Annotated in this window: 17 protein-coding genes; 13 read left to right on the top strand and 4 right to left on the bottom strand. The window is 55.4% G+C overall.

The features are described from left to right. The first annotated feature begins 135 nt into the window (after positions 1–135). Entirely contained in the window at positions 136–378 is a 243-nt protein-coding gene (gene pspG / locus FHC48_RS14670) for an envelope stress response protein PspG (RefSeq protein ID WP_008503373.1), read from the top strand. 184 nt (positions 379–562) lie between these two features. Here pspG and FHC48_RS14675 read toward each other — a convergent pair whose 3' ends face one another. Beyond that, entirely contained in the window at positions 563–1,546 is a 984-nt protein-coding gene (locus FHC48_RS14675; RefSeq protein ID WP_008503374.1) for a quinone oxidoreductase, read from the bottom strand. Between the two features lie 60 nt (positions 1,547–1,606). On the opposite strand from FHC48_RS14675, the gene dnaB reads away from it, so the two are divergent. The 8 genes from dnaB (at position 1,607) to FHC48_RS14715 (ending at position 8,824) form a co-directional block, all read left to right on the top strand. Continuing rightward, positions 1,607–3,019, top strand: a complete 1,413-nt coding sequence (gene dnaB, locus FHC48_RS14680) for a replicative DNA helicase (protein WP_008503375.1) — start codon at positions 1,607–1,609, stop codon at positions 3,017–3,019. Positions 3,020–3,035: 16 nt separating this feature from the next. Next, positions 3,036–4,115: an alanine racemase gene (gene alr / locus FHC48_RS14685; protein ID WP_008503376.1), complete on the top strand. Its 1,080-nt coding sequence runs from the start codon at positions 3,036–3,038 to the stop codon at positions 4,113–4,115. 22 nt (positions 4,116–4,137) lie between these two features. Continuing rightward, positions 4,138–4,695, top strand: a complete 558-nt coding sequence (gene pnuC, locus FHC48_RS14690) for a nicotinamide riboside transporter PnuC (protein WP_023293520.1) — start codon at positions 4,138–4,140, stop codon at positions 4,693–4,695. Next, positions 4,692–5,702 carry an AAA family ATPase gene (locus tag FHC48_RS14695; protein WP_008503378.1) on the top strand — a complete coding sequence of 337 codons (1,011 nt, stop codon included), beginning with the start codon at positions 4,692–4,694 and terminating at the stop codon, positions 5,700–5,702. The genes pnuC and FHC48_RS14695 overlap by 4 nt, the downstream gene beginning before the upstream one ends. A 75-nt stretch (positions 5,703–5,777) precedes the next feature. Then, on the top strand, positions 5,778–6,971 hold the full coding sequence (gene tyrB, locus FHC48_RS14700; protein ID WP_008503379.1) for an aromatic amino acid transaminase: 1,194 nt from the start codon (positions 5,778–5,780) through the stop codon (positions 6,969–6,971). Between the two features lie 253 nt (positions 6,972–7,224). Further along, positions 7,225–7,938, top strand: a complete 714-nt coding sequence (gene aphA / locus FHC48_RS14705) for an acid phosphatase AphA (protein WP_021242762.1) — start codon at positions 7,225–7,227, stop codon at positions 7,936–7,938. A 113-nt stretch (positions 7,939–8,051) separates the two neighbouring features. Beyond that, a complete protein-coding gene (locus FHC48_RS14710) occupies positions 8,052–8,468 on the top strand; it encodes a secondary thiamine-phosphate synthase enzyme YjbQ (RefSeq protein WP_008503381.1) in 417 nt (138 codons plus the stop codon). A 2-nt stretch (positions 8,469–8,470) separates the two neighbouring features. After that, complete coding sequence (locus tag FHC48_RS14715; protein ID WP_008503382.1) at positions 8,471–8,824, top strand: MmcQ/YjbR family DNA-binding protein; 354 nt, start codon at positions 8,471–8,473, stop codon at positions 8,822–8,824. 3 nt (positions 8,825–8,827) lie between these two features. Here FHC48_RS14715 and uvrA read toward each other — a convergent pair whose 3' ends face one another. Beyond that, positions 8,828–11,650, bottom strand: coding sequence for an excinuclease ABC subunit UvrA (gene uvrA / locus FHC48_RS14720; protein WP_008503383.1), 2,823 nt, complete (start codon positions 11,648–11,650; stop codon positions 8,828–8,830). A 251-nt stretch (positions 11,651–11,901) separates the two neighbouring features. Here uvrA and ssb1 point away from each other — a divergent pair, with 251 nt between their 5' ends. Further along, positions 11,902–12,426 carry a single-stranded DNA-binding protein SSB1 gene (gene ssb1 / locus FHC48_RS14725; protein ID WP_008503384.1) on the top strand — a complete coding sequence of 175 codons (525 nt, stop codon included), beginning with the start codon at positions 11,902–11,904 and terminating at the stop codon, positions 12,424–12,426. 63 nt (positions 12,427–12,489) lie between these two features. On the opposite strand, the gene FHC48_RS14730 is transcribed toward ssb1, so the two are convergent. Then, entirely contained in the window at positions 12,490–12,771 is a 282-nt protein-coding gene (locus FHC48_RS14730) for a YjcB family protein (protein WP_008503385.1), read from the bottom strand. A 635-nt stretch (positions 12,772–13,406) separates the two neighbouring features. Here FHC48_RS14730 and FHC48_RS14735 point away from each other — a divergent pair. Then, positions 13,407–14,972 (top strand): EAL domain-containing protein, encoded by a 1,566-nt coding sequence (locus FHC48_RS14735; RefSeq protein ID WP_023293514.1) that lies wholly within the window; start codon positions 13,407–13,409, stop codon positions 14,970–14,972. A gap of 6 nt (positions 14,973–14,978) precedes the next feature. Here FHC48_RS14735 and soxS read toward each other — a convergent pair whose 3' ends face one another. After that, the gene (gene soxS / locus FHC48_RS14740; RefSeq protein ID WP_008503387.1) at positions 14,979–15,305 is read right to left on the bottom strand and encodes a superoxide response transcriptional regulator SoxS; all 327 of its coding nucleotides are present in this window, start codon (positions 15,303–15,305) and stop codon (positions 14,979–14,981) included. Positions 15,306–15,403: 98 nt separating this feature from the next. On the opposite strand from soxS, the gene soxR reads away from it, so the two are divergent. Both soxR and FHC48_RS14750 read left to right on the top strand, forming a co-directional pair. Further along, positions 15,404–15,862 (top strand): redox-sensitive transcriptional activator SoxR, encoded by a 459-nt coding sequence (gene soxR, locus FHC48_RS14745; protein ID WP_008503388.1) that lies wholly within the window; start codon positions 15,404–15,406, stop codon positions 15,860–15,862. 374 nt (positions 15,863–16,236) lie between these two features. Next, the gene (locus FHC48_RS14750) at positions 16,237–16,908 is read left to right on the top strand and encodes a glutathione S-transferase family protein (protein ID WP_023326506.1); all 672 of its coding nucleotides are present in this window, start codon (positions 16,237–16,239) and stop codon (positions 16,906–16,908) included. Positions 16,909–17,026: the final 118 nt, after the last annotated feature.

Raw genomic sequence — 17,026 nt, forward strand, 5'->3', positions numbered from 1 at the left:
TTTCGCTAAAAGTTCGTCAAATTCACCACGCCCTGCGAATTCTCGCGGGGCGTTTTGCTTTAAGAACAACACGTTATGTCTGGCATGATTCTTGTAATGTTTGCTGCATCATTCGGGAACGCGTGGGAGAGCACCATGCTGGAACTACTTTTTGTGATTGGCTTTTTTGTCATGCTGTTAGCAACGGGCATTTCGCTGCTCGGCATTCTGGCGGCTATCGTGGTGGCGACGGTCGTCATGTTTATTGGCGGATTGTTTGCCCTGACGATCAAACTGCTGCCGTGGTTACTGCTGGCCGTGGCGGTGGTATGGGTGATACGGGCGATTAAATCGCCAAAAGTGCCCAGTTATCAGCGCAATAACCGCTTCCGTTACTAAGGTATTGAGGGGTTCGTCACAGAGTTGTAACTTTTCCGGCAGCCTGGCTTAGAACAGAATAGGATTTACTTATCGAATCTGTCACTATGACTGCCGTTAAAGAATTCATCGCGCTGTACCCTACATACAGCCGAACTAAAAAAAGAAAGGGCTTCCCACGGGAAGCCCAATTTCTTTTTGGGGCTCAGGGAATCAATAAACTCGACCCCTGCGTTGCCCGGCTCTCCAGCACCTCATGCGCACGCTGCGCATCGGCTAGCGGGTATTTCTGCGCTTCTGCCACATCCACCTTAATGACGCCGCTGGCGATCAGCGAGAACAGCTCGTTGCTGGCTTCCTCAAGTTCTTCCCGGTTGGTGATGTAGCCTTGCAGGGAAGGGCGCGTGACGTACAGCGAGCCTTTCTGGTTAAGGATGCCCAGATTCACGCCGGTGACTGCGCCTGACGCATTCCCGAAGCTCACCATCAGCCCACGACGCTGCAGGCAGTCCAGCGACGCTTCCCAGGTGTCTTTCCCTACCGAGTCATACACCACGCGCACCTTTTTGCCGCTGGTGATCTCCTTCAGCCGTTCGACAATGCTCTCTTCACGGTAGTTAATCACCTGCCAGGCGCCCGCCTGCAGCGCGCGCTGGGCTTTTTGGGCATTGCCCACGGTGCCGATCAGTTTTGCGCCCAGCGCTTTTGCCCACTGACAGGCGATGAGCCCGACGCCACCCGCCGCGGCATGAAACAGGAACTGCTCGTCGGGTTTAATTTCATAGGTTTTGCGCAGCAGGTAGTAAACGGTTAACCCTTTCAGAAAGGAGGCCGCCGCCTGCTCAAAGGAGATGGCGTTGGGCAGCAGGGCGGCTTTATCCGCCGGGACGTTGTGGACGGAGCTGTAAGCGCCCAGCGGAGATTGCGCGTACACCACGCGGTCGCCTTCTTTAATATGCTTAACCGCGCTGCCCACTTTGACGACGACGCCGGCCGCCTCGGTGCCCAGTCCGCTCGGCATCGACGGAGGCGGGTAGAGCCCGCCGCGAATATAGGTGTCGATGTAGTTTATGCCGATGGCTTTGTTTTCAACCTGCACTTCGTTTTCGCCAGGCGCGGTGGGGGTGAACTCCACCGCGTTGAGTACGTCAGGGCCACCATGCTTGTGAAATTCAATACGTGTTGCCATGCTTCCTCCAGAATGTGGTAATCTTTCGACCCACTCTTTATCTCGGTAACTCCATTCACTATGGCAGGAAACAAACCCTTCAACAAACAGACTGAACCTCGCGAGCGTGATTTCCAGGTCGCAGGGTTAAAAGTCCCGCCGCACTCGATTGAAGCGGAACAGTCGGTGTTGGGCGGTTTAATGCTGGATAACGAGCGCTGGGACGACGTCGCCGAGCGCGTGGTGTCTGAGGATTTCTATACCCGTCCGCACCGTCATATCTTTACCGAAATGGCGCGCCTGCAGGAGTCGGGTAGCCCGATTGACCTGATCACGCTCGCGGAATCGCTGGAGCGTCAGGGACAGCTGGACAGCGTCGGCGGGTTTGCCTATCTGGCAGAACTGTCAAAAAACACGCCAAGTGCGGCGAACATCAGCGCTTATGCTGACATCGTGCGTGAACGCGCCGTTGTCCGCGAGATGATCTCGGTGGCGAATGAGATCGCCGAAGCGGGTTTTGATCCGCAGGGTCGCACCAGTGAAGACCTGCTCGACCTTGCCGAGTCCCGCGTCTTCAAAATCGCCGAAAGCCGCGCCAACAAAGACGAAGGCCCCAAAAATATCGCCGACGTCCTCGACGCCACCGTTGCCCGTATCGAACAGCTGTTCCAGCAGCCGCACGACGGTGTGACCGGGGTGAACACCGGCTATGACGATCTCAACAAGAAAACCGCCGGTCTGCAGCCGTCGGATTTGATTATCGTCGCCGCGCGTCCGTCGATGGGTAAAACGACATTTGCGATGAACCTCGTCGAAAATGCGGCGATGTTGCAGGATAAGCCGGTACTGATTTTCAGCCTTGAGATGCCCTCCGAGCAGATCATGATGCGTTCTCTGGCATCGCTGTCGCGCGTGGACCAGACCCGCATCCGTACCGGTCAGCTCGACGATGAGGACTGGGCGCGCATCTCCGGCACCATGGGCATTCTGCTGGAAAAACGTAACATCTATATTGATGACTCCTCCGGCCTGACGCCGACGGAAGTCCGTTCCCGCGCGCGTCGTATCGCCCGCGAACACGGCGGTATCGGCCTTATCATGATCGACTACCTTCAGCTGATGCGCGTCCCGTCGCTCTCCGACAACCGTACGCTGGAGATCGCCGAAATTTCCCGCTCGCTCAAGGCCTTAGCCAAAGAGCTGCACGTGCCGGTGGTGGCGCTGTCGCAGCTTAACCGCTCTCTGGAACAACGTGCCGACAAACGTCCGGTCAACTCCGACCTGCGTGAATCCGGCTCGATCGAGCAGGATGCCGACTTAATCATGTTTATCTACCGTGATGAGGTTTATCACGAGAACAGCGACCTGAAAGGGATCGCCGAAATTATTATTGGTAAACAACGTAACGGCCCGATCGGGACGGTGCGTCTGACCTTTAACGGCCAGTGGTCGCGTTTCGACAACTATGCCGGTCCTCAATATGATGATGAGTAATTTCTAAGGAATTCAAATGCAAGCGGCAACTGTTGTCATTAACCGCCGCGCTCTGCGACACAACCTGCAACGTCTGCGTGAACTGGCACCCGCCAGCAAGCTCGTTGCAGTCGTGAAAGCGAACGCTTACGGACACGGTCTTCTTGAGACCGCGCGAACGCTCCCCGATGCCGACGCCTTTGGTGTCGCCCGTCTTGAAGAAGCCCTCCGCCTGCGCGCAGGGGGGATTACCCAGCCGATTCTGCTCCTCGAAGGCTTTTTCGAAGCCGCCGATCTGCCAACTATCGCGGATCAGCATCTGCACACGGCGGTACACAACGAAGAACAGCTGGCCGCGCTGGAAACCGCTGAGCTGAGCGAGCCGGTGACCGTGTGGATGAAGCTTGATACGGGCATGCACCGTCTGGGCGTACGTCCGGAAAGCGCCGAAGCGTTTTATCAGCGTTTATGCCGGTGCAAAAACGTGCGCCAGCCGGTGAATATTGTCAGCCACTTCGCCCGTGCCGATGAGCCCGAGTGCGGGGCGACCGAGCGACAGCTGGATATCTTTAATACCTTCTGCGAAGGCAAGCCGGGGATGCGCTCGATCGCCGCATCCGGCGGTATTCTGCTGTGGCCGCAGTCGCATTTCGACTGGGCGCGACCGGGCATCATTCTTTACGGTGTGTCGCCGCTGGAGAATAAACCCTGGGGGCCGGACATGGGTTTCCAGCCAGTCATGTCTCTGGTGTCTACTCTGATTGCCGTGCGTGAACACAAAGCCGGTGAACCGGTGGGCTATGGTGGCACCTGGACCAGCGAGCGCGACACGCGTCTCGGCGTGGTGGCGATGGGCTACGGCGACGGCTATCCGCGCGCTGCACCAACGGGTACGCCGGTGCTGGTTAACGGTCGCGAGGTGAAGATCGTTGGCCGCGTGGCGATGGACATGATTTGCGTCGATCTGGGGCCAGAAGCGCAGGATAAACCCGGCGACGATGTGGTGATGTGGGGGGAAGGTTTACCCGTTGAACGTATTGCTGAAATCACTAAAGTGAGTGCTTACGAACTTATCACCCGCCTGACGTCGCGGGTGGCGATGAAGTACATCGACTAACATTTCATTCCAGGGAAGGATAATGTCCCCTTCAGAAATCGCTGCATGTCTGGCCTATGCTCTCTCCGTCTGGCTGGCCGCCAGAAACAATATCCATACGTGGTGGATAGGCATCATCGGTAGCGGGCTTTATGCCTGGGTCTTCTATTCTGTGCAGCTTTATGCTGACGTTACCCTTCAGTTCTTTTTCATCATAACGAGCATAACCGGCTGGCTGCATTGGCTTAAAGGCAATCATGGAGAGGTCTTGCCTGTTCGTCGTACCAGACCGGGACATTTTTTTATGCTTTTAGCCTGCGCCGTAAGCGTAGCAGCGGCGTACGGGTGGATATTGCATCTCTATACTAATGCATGGGCCCCCTGGCTGGACTCCATCATTTTGACATTCAGCATTCTTGCTCAGTTTATGTTGATGGGACGGCGTCTGGAAAACTGGTACATCTGGCTTGCCGTTAACACGCTGGCAGTACCGCTGTACGCGACGAGAGAACTGTACCTGACCGCCGGTTTATATCTGGTGTTTTGGTTTAATGCGTGGCACGGACTGTATCAGTGGCGCAAGGAGATCCGTGCGCAATGACGCTGTATGCCAACGGCCTGGTGGTAGGCAAATTCGCACCATTACATGCAGGCCATGAAGCGCTTATCAATACGGCACTTGAGCAGTGCGAGACGGTCTGTATCATCAGCTATTCGTCGCCGGAAATACGCGGTTACGAACCTGAAAAGCGGCTTAACTGGTTAACAACGCGCTTTCCGCAATGTCGCCACCTCGTGCTTTCGCCGCATGTGTTGGCTGCATATGGCCTTGCGCCACCGCCACCGAATGACGCTGATGACGATCTTCACCGGCATTATGTTGCAACGCTGTGTGAGGACATTTTGCACTGTCAGCCAGAGGCGGTATTTACTGCCGAAGACTATGGGGACGGGTTTGCCGCTGTCCTGAGCCAGCGTTTCGGACGACCGGTTGCGCACGTGCGTCTCCAGCGTCAACGGGGACCAGAGGCCCCTTCGGGAACGCTCATCCGTTCTGATGTTCATCGTTATCGTAAGATGATGTCCCCAGAGGTGTACCGCAGCTTTGTTTTTCGTATCTGCTTATTAGGTGGAGAATCGACGGGCAAAAGCACGCTAGCAAAAGCTCTGGCGCAGACGCTAAACGTTCCGTACGTTGCAGAGTATGGCCGTGAACACTGGGAAGCGAAGAACGGTATCCTGGATCGGGAGGATTTGCTGCATATTGCCCGCGAGCAAGTACGTCGGGAAGCATTAGCCTGCACGGCGCCTTATCTGGTCTGTGATACCTCACCTTTAACGACCCTGTTTTACGCACTCGATCAGTTTGGCAGCGCGCCGCAGGCGTTAAAGGAGTTAGCTGAACGAGACTATGCGCTGGTCGTACTTTGCGGAGATGAATTTCCGTTTGTGCAGGATGGCACCCGGCAGGGCGAGGCGTTTCGCCACCGACAGCAAGTATGGTATGAAGCAGAGCTGTCGGCACGAAATATTCCTTTTCTGCGCGTGCGGGGCTCACTGCCTGAGCGAATCGATCACATTTGCCGATATATCCAGGGACCGATCTGATATCGCTCTCGACCTTCATCTGCTTCCGGTTTATTGTTGAAATCCCTGCCTCATCGAATTCCGGAGAACCATCGCGTGTTTCAGAAAGTTGACGCCTATGCCGGCGACCCTATCCTCTCCTTAATGGAGCGTTTCAAAGAAGATCCTCGCAGCGACAAAGTGAATCTTAGCATCGGTCTGTATTACAACGAGGATGGCATTATTCCTCAATTAAAAGCCGTTGCCGAAGCCGAAGCGCGTCTGAACGCGGTTCCACACGGCGCGTCTCTTTATCTGCCGATGGAAGGGCTAAACGCTTATCGCAATACCATTGCACCGCTGCTGTTCGGCGCCGATCACGCTGTGCTCGCGCAAAAACGCGTGGCGACCATCCAGACGCTGGGCGGCTCGGGTGCGCTGAAAGTGGGTGCAGACTTCCTGAAAAAATACTTCCCGGATTCAGGCGTGTGGGTCAGCGACCCGACGTGGGAAAACCACGTTGCGATCTTCGAGGGCGCGGGCTTTAAGGTGGCGACCTATCCGTGGTTCGACAGCGAAACGAACGGCGTGCGCGTTGACGCGCTGCTGGAAAAGCTGAACACGCTGCCAGCGCGCAGTATTGTGCTGCTGCACCCATGCTGCCATAACCCAACCGGGGCGGATCTCACCAATGCCCAGTGGGATGCGGTGATCGAGGTGCTGAAGACCCGCGACCTAATCCCGTTCCTCGACATTGCCTACCAGGGCTTTGGCGCGGGTATGGAAGAAGACGCCTACGCCATCCGTGCCGCTGCCAGCGCCGGGCTGCCTGTACTGGTGAGTAACTCCTTCTCTAAGATCTTCTCCCTGTACGGTGAACGCGTTGGTGGCCTGTCCGTGGTGTGTGAAGACGCCGAAGCGGCGGGCCGCGTGCTGGGCCAGCTGAAAGCGACGGTGCGCCGTATCTACTCCAGCCCGCCAAACTTTGGTGCTCAGGTAGTGGCGACGGTTCTCGGTGACGAAACGCTGAAAGCGTCCTGGCTTGCCGAAGTGGAAGCGATGCGTAAGCGCATCCTGTCGATGCGTCAGGCGCTGGTTAACGTCCTGAAAGAGGCCGTGCCAGGGCATAACTTTGACTATCTGCTCAAGCAGCGCGGGATGTTCAGCTATACCGGACTGAGCGCGGCGCAGGTCGATCGCCTGCGCGAAGAGTTCGGTGTCTACCTGATCGCCAGCGGCCGTATGTGCGTGGCGGGCCTGAATGCCAGCAACGTTCACCGCGTGGCGCAGGCGTTTGCAGCTGTGATGTAAGTACTCACTACTTTTTATCTCCCTCTCCCTGTGGGAGAGGGCATCAGGCCGCAGAAAATCTTGCCCGGTGGCGGCTGCGCCTGCGCCTTACCGGGCCTACATCACTCATCCACACTTTGTGATCGTCTTCTTTTTATTCCGCTTCATAAGCAAAAACTCCTTCCCTTCACCTCCCGCTGGGGTTAAGGTCGGATAGTTTTTTGACCATTCACTCAAAATAAAACGATAACAAGCTGAATATTCAGGGGAAAATATGCGCAAGATCACACTGGCGCTCAGCGCCGCCTGCTTATTGTTCTCACTTAATAGCGCCGTCGTCGCACGTGCCTCGGCGCCGACGCCGCTTTACACCGGCACCACCGCCGCCATGCTTGCCGAACAGGCGCCCATTCACTGGGTCTCCGTGGCCCAAATCGAAAACAGCCTGATGGGACGCGCGCCAATGGCCGTGGGCTTCGACATTGACGATACCGTGCTGTTCTCAAGCCCTGGCTTCTGGCGCGGCAAAAAAATGTATTCACCGGACAGCGAAGCGTATCTGAAGAATCCGGAGTTCTGGGAAAAAATGAATAATGGCTGGGACGAGTACAGCATCCCGAAAGAGGTCGCCCGGGCGCTTATTGCTATGCACGTTAAGCGCGGTGACAGCATTTACTTCGTTACCGGCCGTAGCCAGACCAAAACGGAAACCGTCTCCAGAACACTGCAGGACGATTTCCAGATCCCGGCTGCCAATATGAATCCGGTCATTTTTGCGGGTGACAAAGAGGGGCAAAACACCAAAATCCAGTGGCTGGAAAAGAAAAACATCAAAGTGTTTTATGGCGATTCGGATAACGACATTACCGCCGCGCAGGATGCTGGTGCCAGAGGGATCAGGGTGTTACGCGCGTCTAACTCGACCTATCGACCGCTGCCGATGGCCGGAAAGTTTGGTGAAGAGGTGATCGTCAACTCGGAGTATTAAGTCTCTGGCAGCGAGTTTGACTCTTTTTTAATCAAATCTCGCTGCTGCGGGTTTTACCTTTCGCCTTCTTGCTGCACACTTAGAAAGATTCATCTTTCATTACGGAGCAGCAGATGTGGTACCAACAGACCCTGACCTTAAGCGCTAAACCACGCGGTTTTCACCTGGTGACGGATGAAGTCATCGGGCAGCTCCGCGACCTGTCGCGGGTCAAAACGGGTTTGCTGCATCTGCTGCTTCAGCACACGTCAGCCTCTCTCACGCTGAATGAAAATTGCGATCCCACCGTCCGGTCTGACATGGAGCGTCATTTTCTGAAGAGCGTCCCGGACAACGCGCCCTACGAGCATGACTATGAGGGGGCGGACGATATGCCTTCGCATATCAAATCTTCCCTGCTGGGCGTATCGCTGATGCTGCCGGTCCACAACGGACGGCTGCTGTTGGGCACGTGGCAGGGGATCTGGCTGGGAGAGCATCGCATTCACGGTGGTTCGCGTAAAATTATCGCCACGCTACAAGGGGAATAAAGATGACAATTTCGGAGATACTTCAGTACTGCATGAGCAAGCCCGGCGCGGAGCAGAGCGTCCATAGCGACTGGAAAGCCACGCAGGTTAAGGTGGGGGATGTGCTGTTTGCGATGGTGAAAGAGGTAGAAGGCCGTCCGGCGGCGTCGCTGAAAACCAGCCCTGAACTGGCGGATTTACTGCGTCAGCAGCATGATGACGTGAGGCCGAGCCAGCACCTCAATAAGGCGCACTGGAGCACCGTCTATCTGGATGGATCGATTCCAGGCTCGCAAATTTACTACCTGGTGGACGCGTCCTATCAGCAGGCGGTTGAGCTGCTGCCGGAAACGACCCGACAGCAACTCTCCGTGTGACAATTACAGCAACGGTTTAAGGAAGCGCGCGGTGTGCGAGGCTTCGCACTCTGCAACGGTCTCTGGCGTACCGGAGACGAGGATTTCACCGCCGCCGCTGCCGCCTTCCGGGCCAAGATCGACAATCCAGTCCGCGGTTTTAATCACGTCCAGGTTATGCTCGATGACCACGATGGTGTTGCCCTGATCGCGCAGCTGATGCAGCACGTCCAGCAGCTGCTGGATATCAGCAAAGTGCAGACCGGTGGTCGGCTCATCCAGGATATACAGCGTCTGACCGGTGCCGCGTTTTGACAGCTCGCGCGCCAGCTTCACGCGCTGCGCTTCACCGCCGGACAGCGTCGTGGCGGACTGCCCCAGACGAATGTAGGTCAGGCCGACGTCCATCAGCGTCTGCAGCTTACGCGCCAGCGCGGGAACGGCGTCAAAGAACTCGCGCGCCTCTTCGATGGTCATATCCAGCACTTCGTGGATGGTCTTGCCCTTGTACTTAATCTCCAGCGTTTCGCGGTTATAGCGCTTGCCTTTGCACTGGTCGCACGGCACGTAGATATCCGGCAGGAAGTGCATCTCAACCTTGATCACGCCGTCGCCCTGGCAGGCTTCACAGCGGCCGCCGCGCACGTTAAAGCTGAAACGTCCCGGCGTGTAGCCGCGTGAACGCGCTTCCGGCACACCGGCAAACAGTTCACGTACGGGCGTGAAAACACCGGTATAAGTTGCCGGGTTAGAGCGTGGCGTACGGCCAATCGGGCTCTGGTCGATGTCGATCACTTTATCGAAATGCTCCAGCCCCTGGATGTCGCGGTACGGTGCCGGTTCGGCCAGCGTCGCGCCGTTCAGCGCCGTCTGCGCAATCGGGAACAGCGTATCGTTGATCAGCGTCGACTTACCGGAACCGGACACGCCGGTAATGCAGGTAAACAGGCCCACCGGCAGCGTCAGGGTAACGTCTTTCAGGTTGTTGCCGCGCGCGCCGGTCAGCTTCAGCACTTTTTCCGGGTTCGCCGCCACGCGCTGTTTTGGTACTTCAATCTTGCGCTTGCCGCTCATGTACTGGCCGGTCAGCGACTCGGGCACCGCCATAATGTCCTTCAGCGTGCCTTCCGCCACCACCTGGCCGCCGTGCACGCCAGCGCCCGGGCCGATGTCGATCACGTGGTCTGCGGCGCGGATCGCGTCTTCGTCGTGCTCGACCACAATCACCGTGTTGCCGAGGTTACGCAGGTGGACCAGGGTGCCGAGCAGGCGCTCGTTGTCGCGCTGGTGCAGGCCGATGGACGGCTCATCCAGCACGTACATCACGCCCACCAGGCCCGCGCCAATCTGGCTCGCCAGACGAATACGCTGGGCTTCACCGCCGGAGAGCGTTTCTGCCGAGCGTGAAAGCGTCAGGTAGTTCAGGCCGACGTTCACCAGGAACTTCAGGCGATCGCCAATCTCTTTCAAGACTTTTTCAGCAATTTTGGCGCGCTGGCCGGACAGCTTCAGGTTATTGAAGAAGTCCATCGCGTGGCCGATGCTCATGTCTGAGATGGTCGGCAGCGCCGTATTTTCCACAAACACGTGGCGCGCTTCGCGACGCAGGCGCGTGCCCTCGCAGGTGGCGCAGGAGCGGTTGCTGATGAACTTCGCCAGTTCCTCGCGCACCGCGCTGGATTCGGTCTCTTTGTAGCGGCGCTCCATATTGTGCAGCACCCCTTCGAACGGATGGCGGCGCACGGAGGTATCGCCGCGATCGTTCATATACTTGAACTCGATGTTCTCTTTGCCAGAACCGAACAGGATCACTTTGTGTACGTTCGGGCTCAGGCTCGCCCACGGCGCTTCCACGTCGAATTTGTAGTGCTCCGCCAGCGACTTCAGCATCTGGAAGTAGTAGAAGTTACGCTTGTCCCAGCCGCGAATGGCGCCACCCGCCAACGAAAGCTCCGGATTCTGGATCACGCGGTCCGGATCGAAATACTGCTGCACGCCCAGGCCGTCACACGTCGGGCAGGCGCCCGCCGGGTTGTTAAACGAGAACAGGCGCGGTTCCAGCTCGCGCATGCTGTAGCCGCAAATCGGGCAGGCAAAGTTGGCGGAGAAGAGCAGCTCTTCCGCCTGCGGGTCGTCCATGTCGGAAACCACGGCCGTGCCGCCGGAGAGCTCCAGCGCCGTTTCAAACGATTCTGCGAGACGCGTGGCGAGATCGTCACGCACCTTAAAGCGGTCAATCACCACCTCGATGGTGTGCTTCTTCTGCAGTTCCAGCTTGGGTGGGTCGGACAGGTCACACACCTCGCCGTCAATACGGGCGCGGATATAGCCCTGGCTTGCCAGGTTTTCCAGCGTTTTGGTGTGCTCACCCTTACGCTCTTTAATGATTGGCGCCAGCAGCATCAGGCGTTTGCCTTCCGGCTGCGACAGCACGTTATCCACCATCTGGCTCACGGTCTGTGCCGCCAGCGGGACGTCGTGGTCCGGGCAGCGCGGCTCACCCACGCGGGCATACAGCAGACGCAGGTAGTCATGAATTTCAGTAATGGTACCGACCGTGGAGCGCGGGTTATGCGACGTGGACTTCTGCTCAATAGAGATAGCAGGAGACAACCCTTCAATGTGGTCGACATCCGGTTTTTCCATCAGCGACAGGAACTGACGCGCGTACGCCGAGAGCGATTCAACGTAACGACGCTGTCCTTCGGCATACAGAGTGTCGAAAGCCAGTGAGGATTTGCCAGACCCCGAAAGCCCGGTCACGACAATGAGTTTGTCGCGAGGGATTATGAGGTTGATATTCTTGAGATTGTGGGTGCGGGCGCCCCGAACTTCGATCTTATCCATTCACCTTTCCCGGTTGGAACACGGATTGCCTAGTTTGTTTGAAGGACAAACGGCTGTCAGAAACGGCTAATTATGACACAATTTGACCTGTTTGAATATACAGTATTGGAATGCATTTTCTGACGGACTGTGTAACAATGTTATGTTCGCACGAGAACTCTGGAATCCATCTCGCAGCTATCAAAATGCAGCGTGGAAATGGTACACTCGCGCGTTTACACTATTAAGAAACGTATTCAGGAGACACGAACATGGCCAGCAGAGGCGTAAACAAGGTGATTCTCGTCGGTAATCTGGGCCAGGACCCGGAAGTACGCTACATGCCGAGTGGTGGCGCAGTTGCCAACATTACGCTGGCTACTTCCGAATCCTGGCGTGATAAAGCGACCGGTGAGATGAAAGAGCAGACCGAATGGCACCGCGTTGTGCTGTTTGGCAAACTGGCAGAAGTGGCCGGTGAGTATCTGCGTAAAGGTTCTCAGGTCTATATCGAAGGCCAGCTGCGTACCCGCAAATGGACCGATCAGTCCGGTGCTGAGAAGTACACCACTGAAGTCGTGGTTAACGTCGGCGGCACCATGCAGATGCTGGGTGGCCGTCAGGGCGGTGGCGCACCAGCAGGTGGCGGCCAGCAGCAGGGTGGTTGGGGTCAGCCTCAGCAGCCACAGGGCGGCAACCAGTTCAGCGGCGGCGCGCAGTCTCGTCCGCAGCAGCAGTCTGCTCCGGCGCCGTCTAACGAACCGCCAATGGATTTCGACGACGACATTCCGTTCTGATTTGTGCGTCCTTCAAACAAAAAACCCAGACATCGTCTGGGTTTTTTTTATTCCATAAAGGGATCAGGTAATCACCATTGGCCAGTCTGGTGGCGTGTGGCTCATCGCTTCAACCATCACCACTTTGATATTTTCCCAGACGGCGGCGATATCCAGCAGGGTAATGCCAAGCAGCCCCGTTGCAAACCAACATGCTGCACCCAGCCCCAACAGCGTGCTGATGACAGCGAGACCCGCGTAGTCAGATTTACGAAACTGAATGTTCAGCGTGCTGGCCAAAAACATCAGTACCGCACTCAACAAAGGCCAGCGCAGGAGAACCATGCTGGTAGTAATGGTTGCCATAAACCCATCCTCTACAAAACAGACGACCTGAATGAAACGGTGTTTCTCGTTACAGAATATGTGTGAACTATATCACATTTGTTGATTTATTCGCCAGTATCTGTGCGATCAAAAAACGGTTTTTATTCCTCAGGTAAAGAGTGTGTGCAGGCTGGCCCTGCCTTCGGCGCGCGAGGAGGCGCCCCCCAGCGTGCCGGAAACGTCCATCGGGCTAGTGGTGATACCTCAAATTCGGTTTTTATAAGAGGGGCTCAGTCGAATCATAAAATAGTGCGGCGAAGACTGATTATTTATAAATCAACGCACACAATGCCCCACAGTAAATAGCATAAAACGTCATGATAAAGGTGCGCTTTTTTCATGCTGCCAGAAGTTTGGCTTAATCAACGATCGTCTGTTGTGTTATCTTCCCTCCGTCCTCGAGGGCTGGATAATTATTTTCCTTAATTGAAACGGAACGAATACTTACAGTTTCACTTACGGGAAAATATTATCGTCATAACGAAATTTAAGATTTTTAATACGAAAAGTCAGTTGCTAACTTCGCATGATTCATGCAACGTAATCACCTGTTTAACACAGCATCCGGCCTTCATTACTACAGGCGTACAACATGCAGGGATATAGGGCGGGAAATGAATCGTAGCGCGCGGCGCAAGATGCTCAGGGTGGTAGGGATCATCATGGTAGTTATGCTGCCGGTGATGCTTGCGCTATGGTTTGCCCAGCTAAGAGCCGTGTCTGAAACAAGCGCCCAGCTACGGACATTTGCTGAACTGGCTTTAGACAAAACTGAGCTGGTTATACAACAGGTTGATCTGGCCCGGGACGAGGCAGAAAAATATCGGGGCGAGCTCTGTACCCCGGGACACCGTCAATATATGTTGAACGTTGTTCGTGGTCGCCTGTTTGTTGCCGATTTAATTTACGCTGAAGGTCAGAATTTTCTTTGTTCGACCGTTTTTACACCGGATCAACCCTACGCCATACCCGTCGCTAATTACACGCGAAAACCTGACGTCGCTATCTATTATTATCGCGACACCCCATTTTATACTGGCTATAAAATGACATATATGCAGCGCGGAAATTATGTGGTGGTCGTTAATCCACTTTCATACAGCGAAGTCATGTCCGCGGATCATTCTCTCTCGTGGGGGGTTTACGACACGGTAACCAATGCTTTCTTTTCCGTCAGTCAGAAAGCCAACGTTTCGTTATTAAATTCGCTGATTCGGGATAAGGAATCGGTATTTCAAAAAGATAACCGCTTTTATACGATCGTCACATCCCCTAAAAGACCGATTGCGGCCATCGTGTCGACATCGAATAAACGCTTTTATGAAACGCTTTATCATCAGGCGACATTAACGCTGCCGCTGGGCATGATCTGCAGCATTATTATTTTGCTGGTCTGGTCCCGTACTCATCGTGAGCTTAATTCGCCGGGGCGTTTACTGCATCGGGCGCTGAACAAACGCCAGCTTTGCGTGCACTATCAACCGATTATTGATATTAAGAACAACCGGTGTGTCGGCGCGGAGGCGTTGTTACGCTGGCCGGGTTTTAACGGGCAGGTGATGAGCCCGGCTGAGTTTATTCCGCTGGCTGAAAATGAGGGGATGAGCGAGCGGATTACGGATTACGTCGTTGAGGAAGTGTTCAGCGATTTGGGCCATTTCCTGGCCGAGCATCCGCATCTCTATATTTCGATTAACCTGTCGGCCACGGATTTCCACTCCTCGCGGCTGATCGCCATGATTTCTGAGAAGGCTCGCCACTACGCCGTCCGCGCGCAGCAAATCAAAATTGAAGTGACGGAACGCGGTTTTATCGATGTGCCTAAAACCACGCCGGTGATTCAGGCTTTCCGTCAGGCGGGGTATGAAGTGGCGATCGATGATTTCGGTACCGGCTATTCGAACCTGCACAACCTCTACTCGCTGAACGTCGATATTCTGAAAATCGATAAATCGTTTATCGATACCTTAACGACCAACAGCACCAGCCACCTGATCGCCGAGCATATTATCGAGATGGCGCAAAGCCTGCGGCTGAAAACCATTGCGGAAGGGGTCGAGACGGCAGAGCAGGTGAGCTGGCTGTTGAAGCGCGGCGTCCAGTTTTGTCAGGGATGGCACTTCGCGAAAGCGATGCCGCCCCAGGAATTTATGACCTGGCAGCAGCAACCTTTGCACTGAGAGTAATTAATTCAACTGGTGGCGATAGTCGCTCGGCGTGCGGTCAAACTCGCGGCGAAACACGCGGGAAAAGGTTTGTTGCGACACATAGCCAAGATCCATCGCGATATCAAAAATCGGCCGCTGCGTTGAGCGTAGCGCCTGCGCCGCCAGCAGCAGCCTGCGCTGACGAATGTACTCACCCAGCGTCTGATGCATGACCGTGCGGAACATTCTCTGTAAATACCATTTCGAATAGCCCGACTTTTTCGCGACCACATCAATGTTCAACGGTTGGTCGATATGATCGTCAATCCATTCAATAAGCGTCTGAATAATCTGCTGATGCGACATAAGGTTGCCCCTCTGTAGATACAACTTTCTCGGTTGATTCGTCGTTTTCTCTGCGGGGGAGTATAATTCCTCAAGTTAACTTGAGGTAAAGAGGTTTTATGGAAAAGAGATTGCCGCGCATTAAAGCGCTGTTAACCCCCGGCGAAGTGGCAAAGCGAAGCGGCGTTGCGGTATCGGCGCTCCACTTCTATGAAAGCAAAGGGTTAATTAAAAGCATCCGCAACGGCGGCAACCAGCGTCGCTATACCCGCGACGTGCTCCGCTACGTGGCGATTATCAAAATTGCGCAACGAATCGGCATTCCCCTGGCTACCATTGGCGAGGCATTTGGCGTGCTGCCGGAAGGGCATACGCTGAGCCCGAAAGAGTGGAAAGAGCTTTCATCCCAGTGGCGAGAAGAGCTGGACAGGCGTATCCATACGCTGGTCGCGCTGCGTGATGAGCTGGACGGTTGTATCGGCTGCGGCTGCCTGTCGCGCAGCGACTGCCCGTTGCGTAACCCCGGCGACAAACTGGGCGAACAGGGGACGGGGGCGCGGTTGCTGGAAGAGGATTGAGCGTGCGTGTAGCCCATTCGCCGGGTGGCGCTTCGCTTACCCGGCCTACCAAACCGTCAAATGTAGGCCGGGTAAGGCGCAGCCGCCACCCGGCAAAACCCCACATACATAAAGAACTAAAGCGCCACAAAGGGCGCTTTAGTTTTTCCCGGTCTTTGTCTTTCTCTCTATCCCGCTGGTTCACGGGAGGGTTTCCCCCGACGTCAGCACCCCTCGTGTCGAGCTGGTTGGGGAGGTTCCGGATTGTGCTGACACTTTAATTCTATGCAAGACCCGTTTTTTCGCCAGCGTCGCTGACCGGTTTTTAGCCGAATTTTTTTCGCGGTGTTGTTCGATTTTCTATAGTTAAAAAGTATGAATAACAGGAGAAAACCATGCTCACGGTACACCACCTTAACCAGTCGCGCTCGCACCGCGTGATCTGGGCGCTGGAAGAACTCGGTCTGCCTTATGAGATCGTTCACTATCAGCGCGAAAAGAACATGCTTGCGCCGGAGGCTCTCAAAAAGGTGCATCCGTTGGGCAAATCGCCGGTCATCGAAGATAACGGGCTGATCCTCGCGGAGTCTGGCGCCATTCTGGAGTATCTGCAGGAAACATACGATGCCGAGTCGCGGCTTAAGCCTTTAGATCCGGCGCAGAAGGTGCAGTATCGCTTCTGGCTGCACTACGCGGAAGGATCGCTGATGCCGCTGCTGCTAATGAAGCTGGTCTTCAGCAGTCTCGGCAAGCCGCCGGTGCCGTTTGGTATCCGAACCCTGGGCAAAGCGCTTGGGCAGGGGGTGCAGAAAGCGTACCTTAACCGCCAGCTGGAAACCCATGCGCGCTTTATTGAGTCGCACCTTGCTAAAAACAGCTGGTTTGCCGGGGATTCGCTCAGCATGGCCGACATTCAAATGAGCTTCCCGATCTTTGCCCTGCTGGCGCGCGGCGGTATCGACAACCTGCCGCATAGTCAGGCATGGAAAACGAAAGTTGAAAACAGCCCTGGCTGGCAACGAACCCTGGCACAAGGGGGACCGTTATCCATTCCGGGTGAGGATTGAAATGTAAACAAATTGCGCATAGACGATAACGTTTGCGCATCCTCTGTTTATTTCTTCAGCGTCATAAGGGAATTTTAGCGAAAAACGATAAAGTTCAGTTGAAAAGGGCGGGGATTAG

The organism is Enterobacter sp. EC_50 (genome assembly GCF_019584525.1).
GTDB classification, from domain to species: domain Bacteria; phylum Pseudomonadota; class Gammaproteobacteria; order Enterobacterales; family Enterobacteriaceae; genus Enterobacter; species Enterobacter roggenkampii.

What these genes read in the sequence shown, in the direction of transcription:
- alr (WP_008503376.1), top strand. Translation starts at nt 3,036, where the DNA reads ATGCAAGCGGCAACTGTTGTCATTAACCGCCGCGCTCTGCGACACAAC.
- FHC48_RS14710 (WP_008503381.1), top strand. Translation starts at nt 8,052, where the DNA reads ATGTGGTACCAACAGACCCTGACCTTAAGCGCTAAACCACGCGGTTTT.
- FHC48_RS14735 (WP_023293514.1), top strand. Translation starts at nt 13,407, where the DNA reads ATGAATCGTAGCGCGCGGCGCAAGATGCTCAGGGTGGTAGGGATCATC.
- aphA (WP_021242762.1), top strand. Translation starts at nt 7,225, where the DNA reads ATGCGCAAGATCACACTGGCGCTCAGCGCCGCCTGCTTATTGTTCTCA.
- FHC48_RS14750 (WP_023326506.1), top strand. Translation starts at nt 16,237, where the DNA reads ATGCTCACGGTACACCACCTTAACCAGTCGCGCTCGCACCGCGTGATC.
- dnaB (WP_008503375.1), top strand. Translation starts at nt 1,607, where the DNA reads ATGGCAGGAAACAAACCCTTCAACAAACAGACTGAACCTCGCGAGCGT.
- uvrA (WP_008503383.1), bottom strand. Translation starts at nt 11,650, where the DNA reads ATGGATAAGATCGAAGTTCGGGGCGCCCGCACCCACAATCTCAAGAAT.
- FHC48_RS14675 (WP_008503374.1), bottom strand. Translation starts at nt 1,546, where the DNA reads ATGGCAACACGTATTGAATTTCACAAGCATGGTGGCCCTGACGTACTC.
- soxR (WP_008503388.1), top strand. Translation starts at nt 15,404, where the DNA reads ATGGAAAAGAGATTGCCGCGCATTAAAGCGCTGTTAACCCCCGGCGAA.
- pspG (WP_008503373.1), top strand. Translation starts at nt 136, where the DNA reads ATGCTGGAACTACTTTTTGTGATTGGCTTTTTTGTCATGCTGTTAGCA.
- FHC48_RS14715 (WP_008503382.1), top strand. Translation starts at nt 8,471, where the DNA reads ATGACAATTTCGGAGATACTTCAGTACTGCATGAGCAAGCCCGGCGCG.
- FHC48_RS14730 (WP_008503385.1), bottom strand. Translation starts at nt 12,771, where the DNA reads ATGGCAACCATTACTACCAGCATGGTTCTCCTGCGCTGGCCTTTGTTG.
- soxS (WP_008503387.1), bottom strand. Translation starts at nt 15,305, where the DNA reads ATGTCGCATCAGCAGATTATTCAGACGCTTATTGAATGGATTGACGAT.
- ssb1 (WP_008503384.1), top strand. Translation starts at nt 11,902, where the DNA reads ATGGCCAGCAGAGGCGTAAACAAGGTGATTCTCGTCGGTAATCTGGGC.
- FHC48_RS14695 (WP_008503378.1), top strand. Translation starts at nt 4,692, where the DNA reads ATGACGCTGTATGCCAACGGCCTGGTGGTAGGCAAATTCGCACCATTA.
- pnuC (WP_023293520.1), top strand. Translation starts at nt 4,138, where the DNA reads ATGTCCCCTTCAGAAATCGCTGCATGTCTGGCCTATGCTCTCTCCGTC.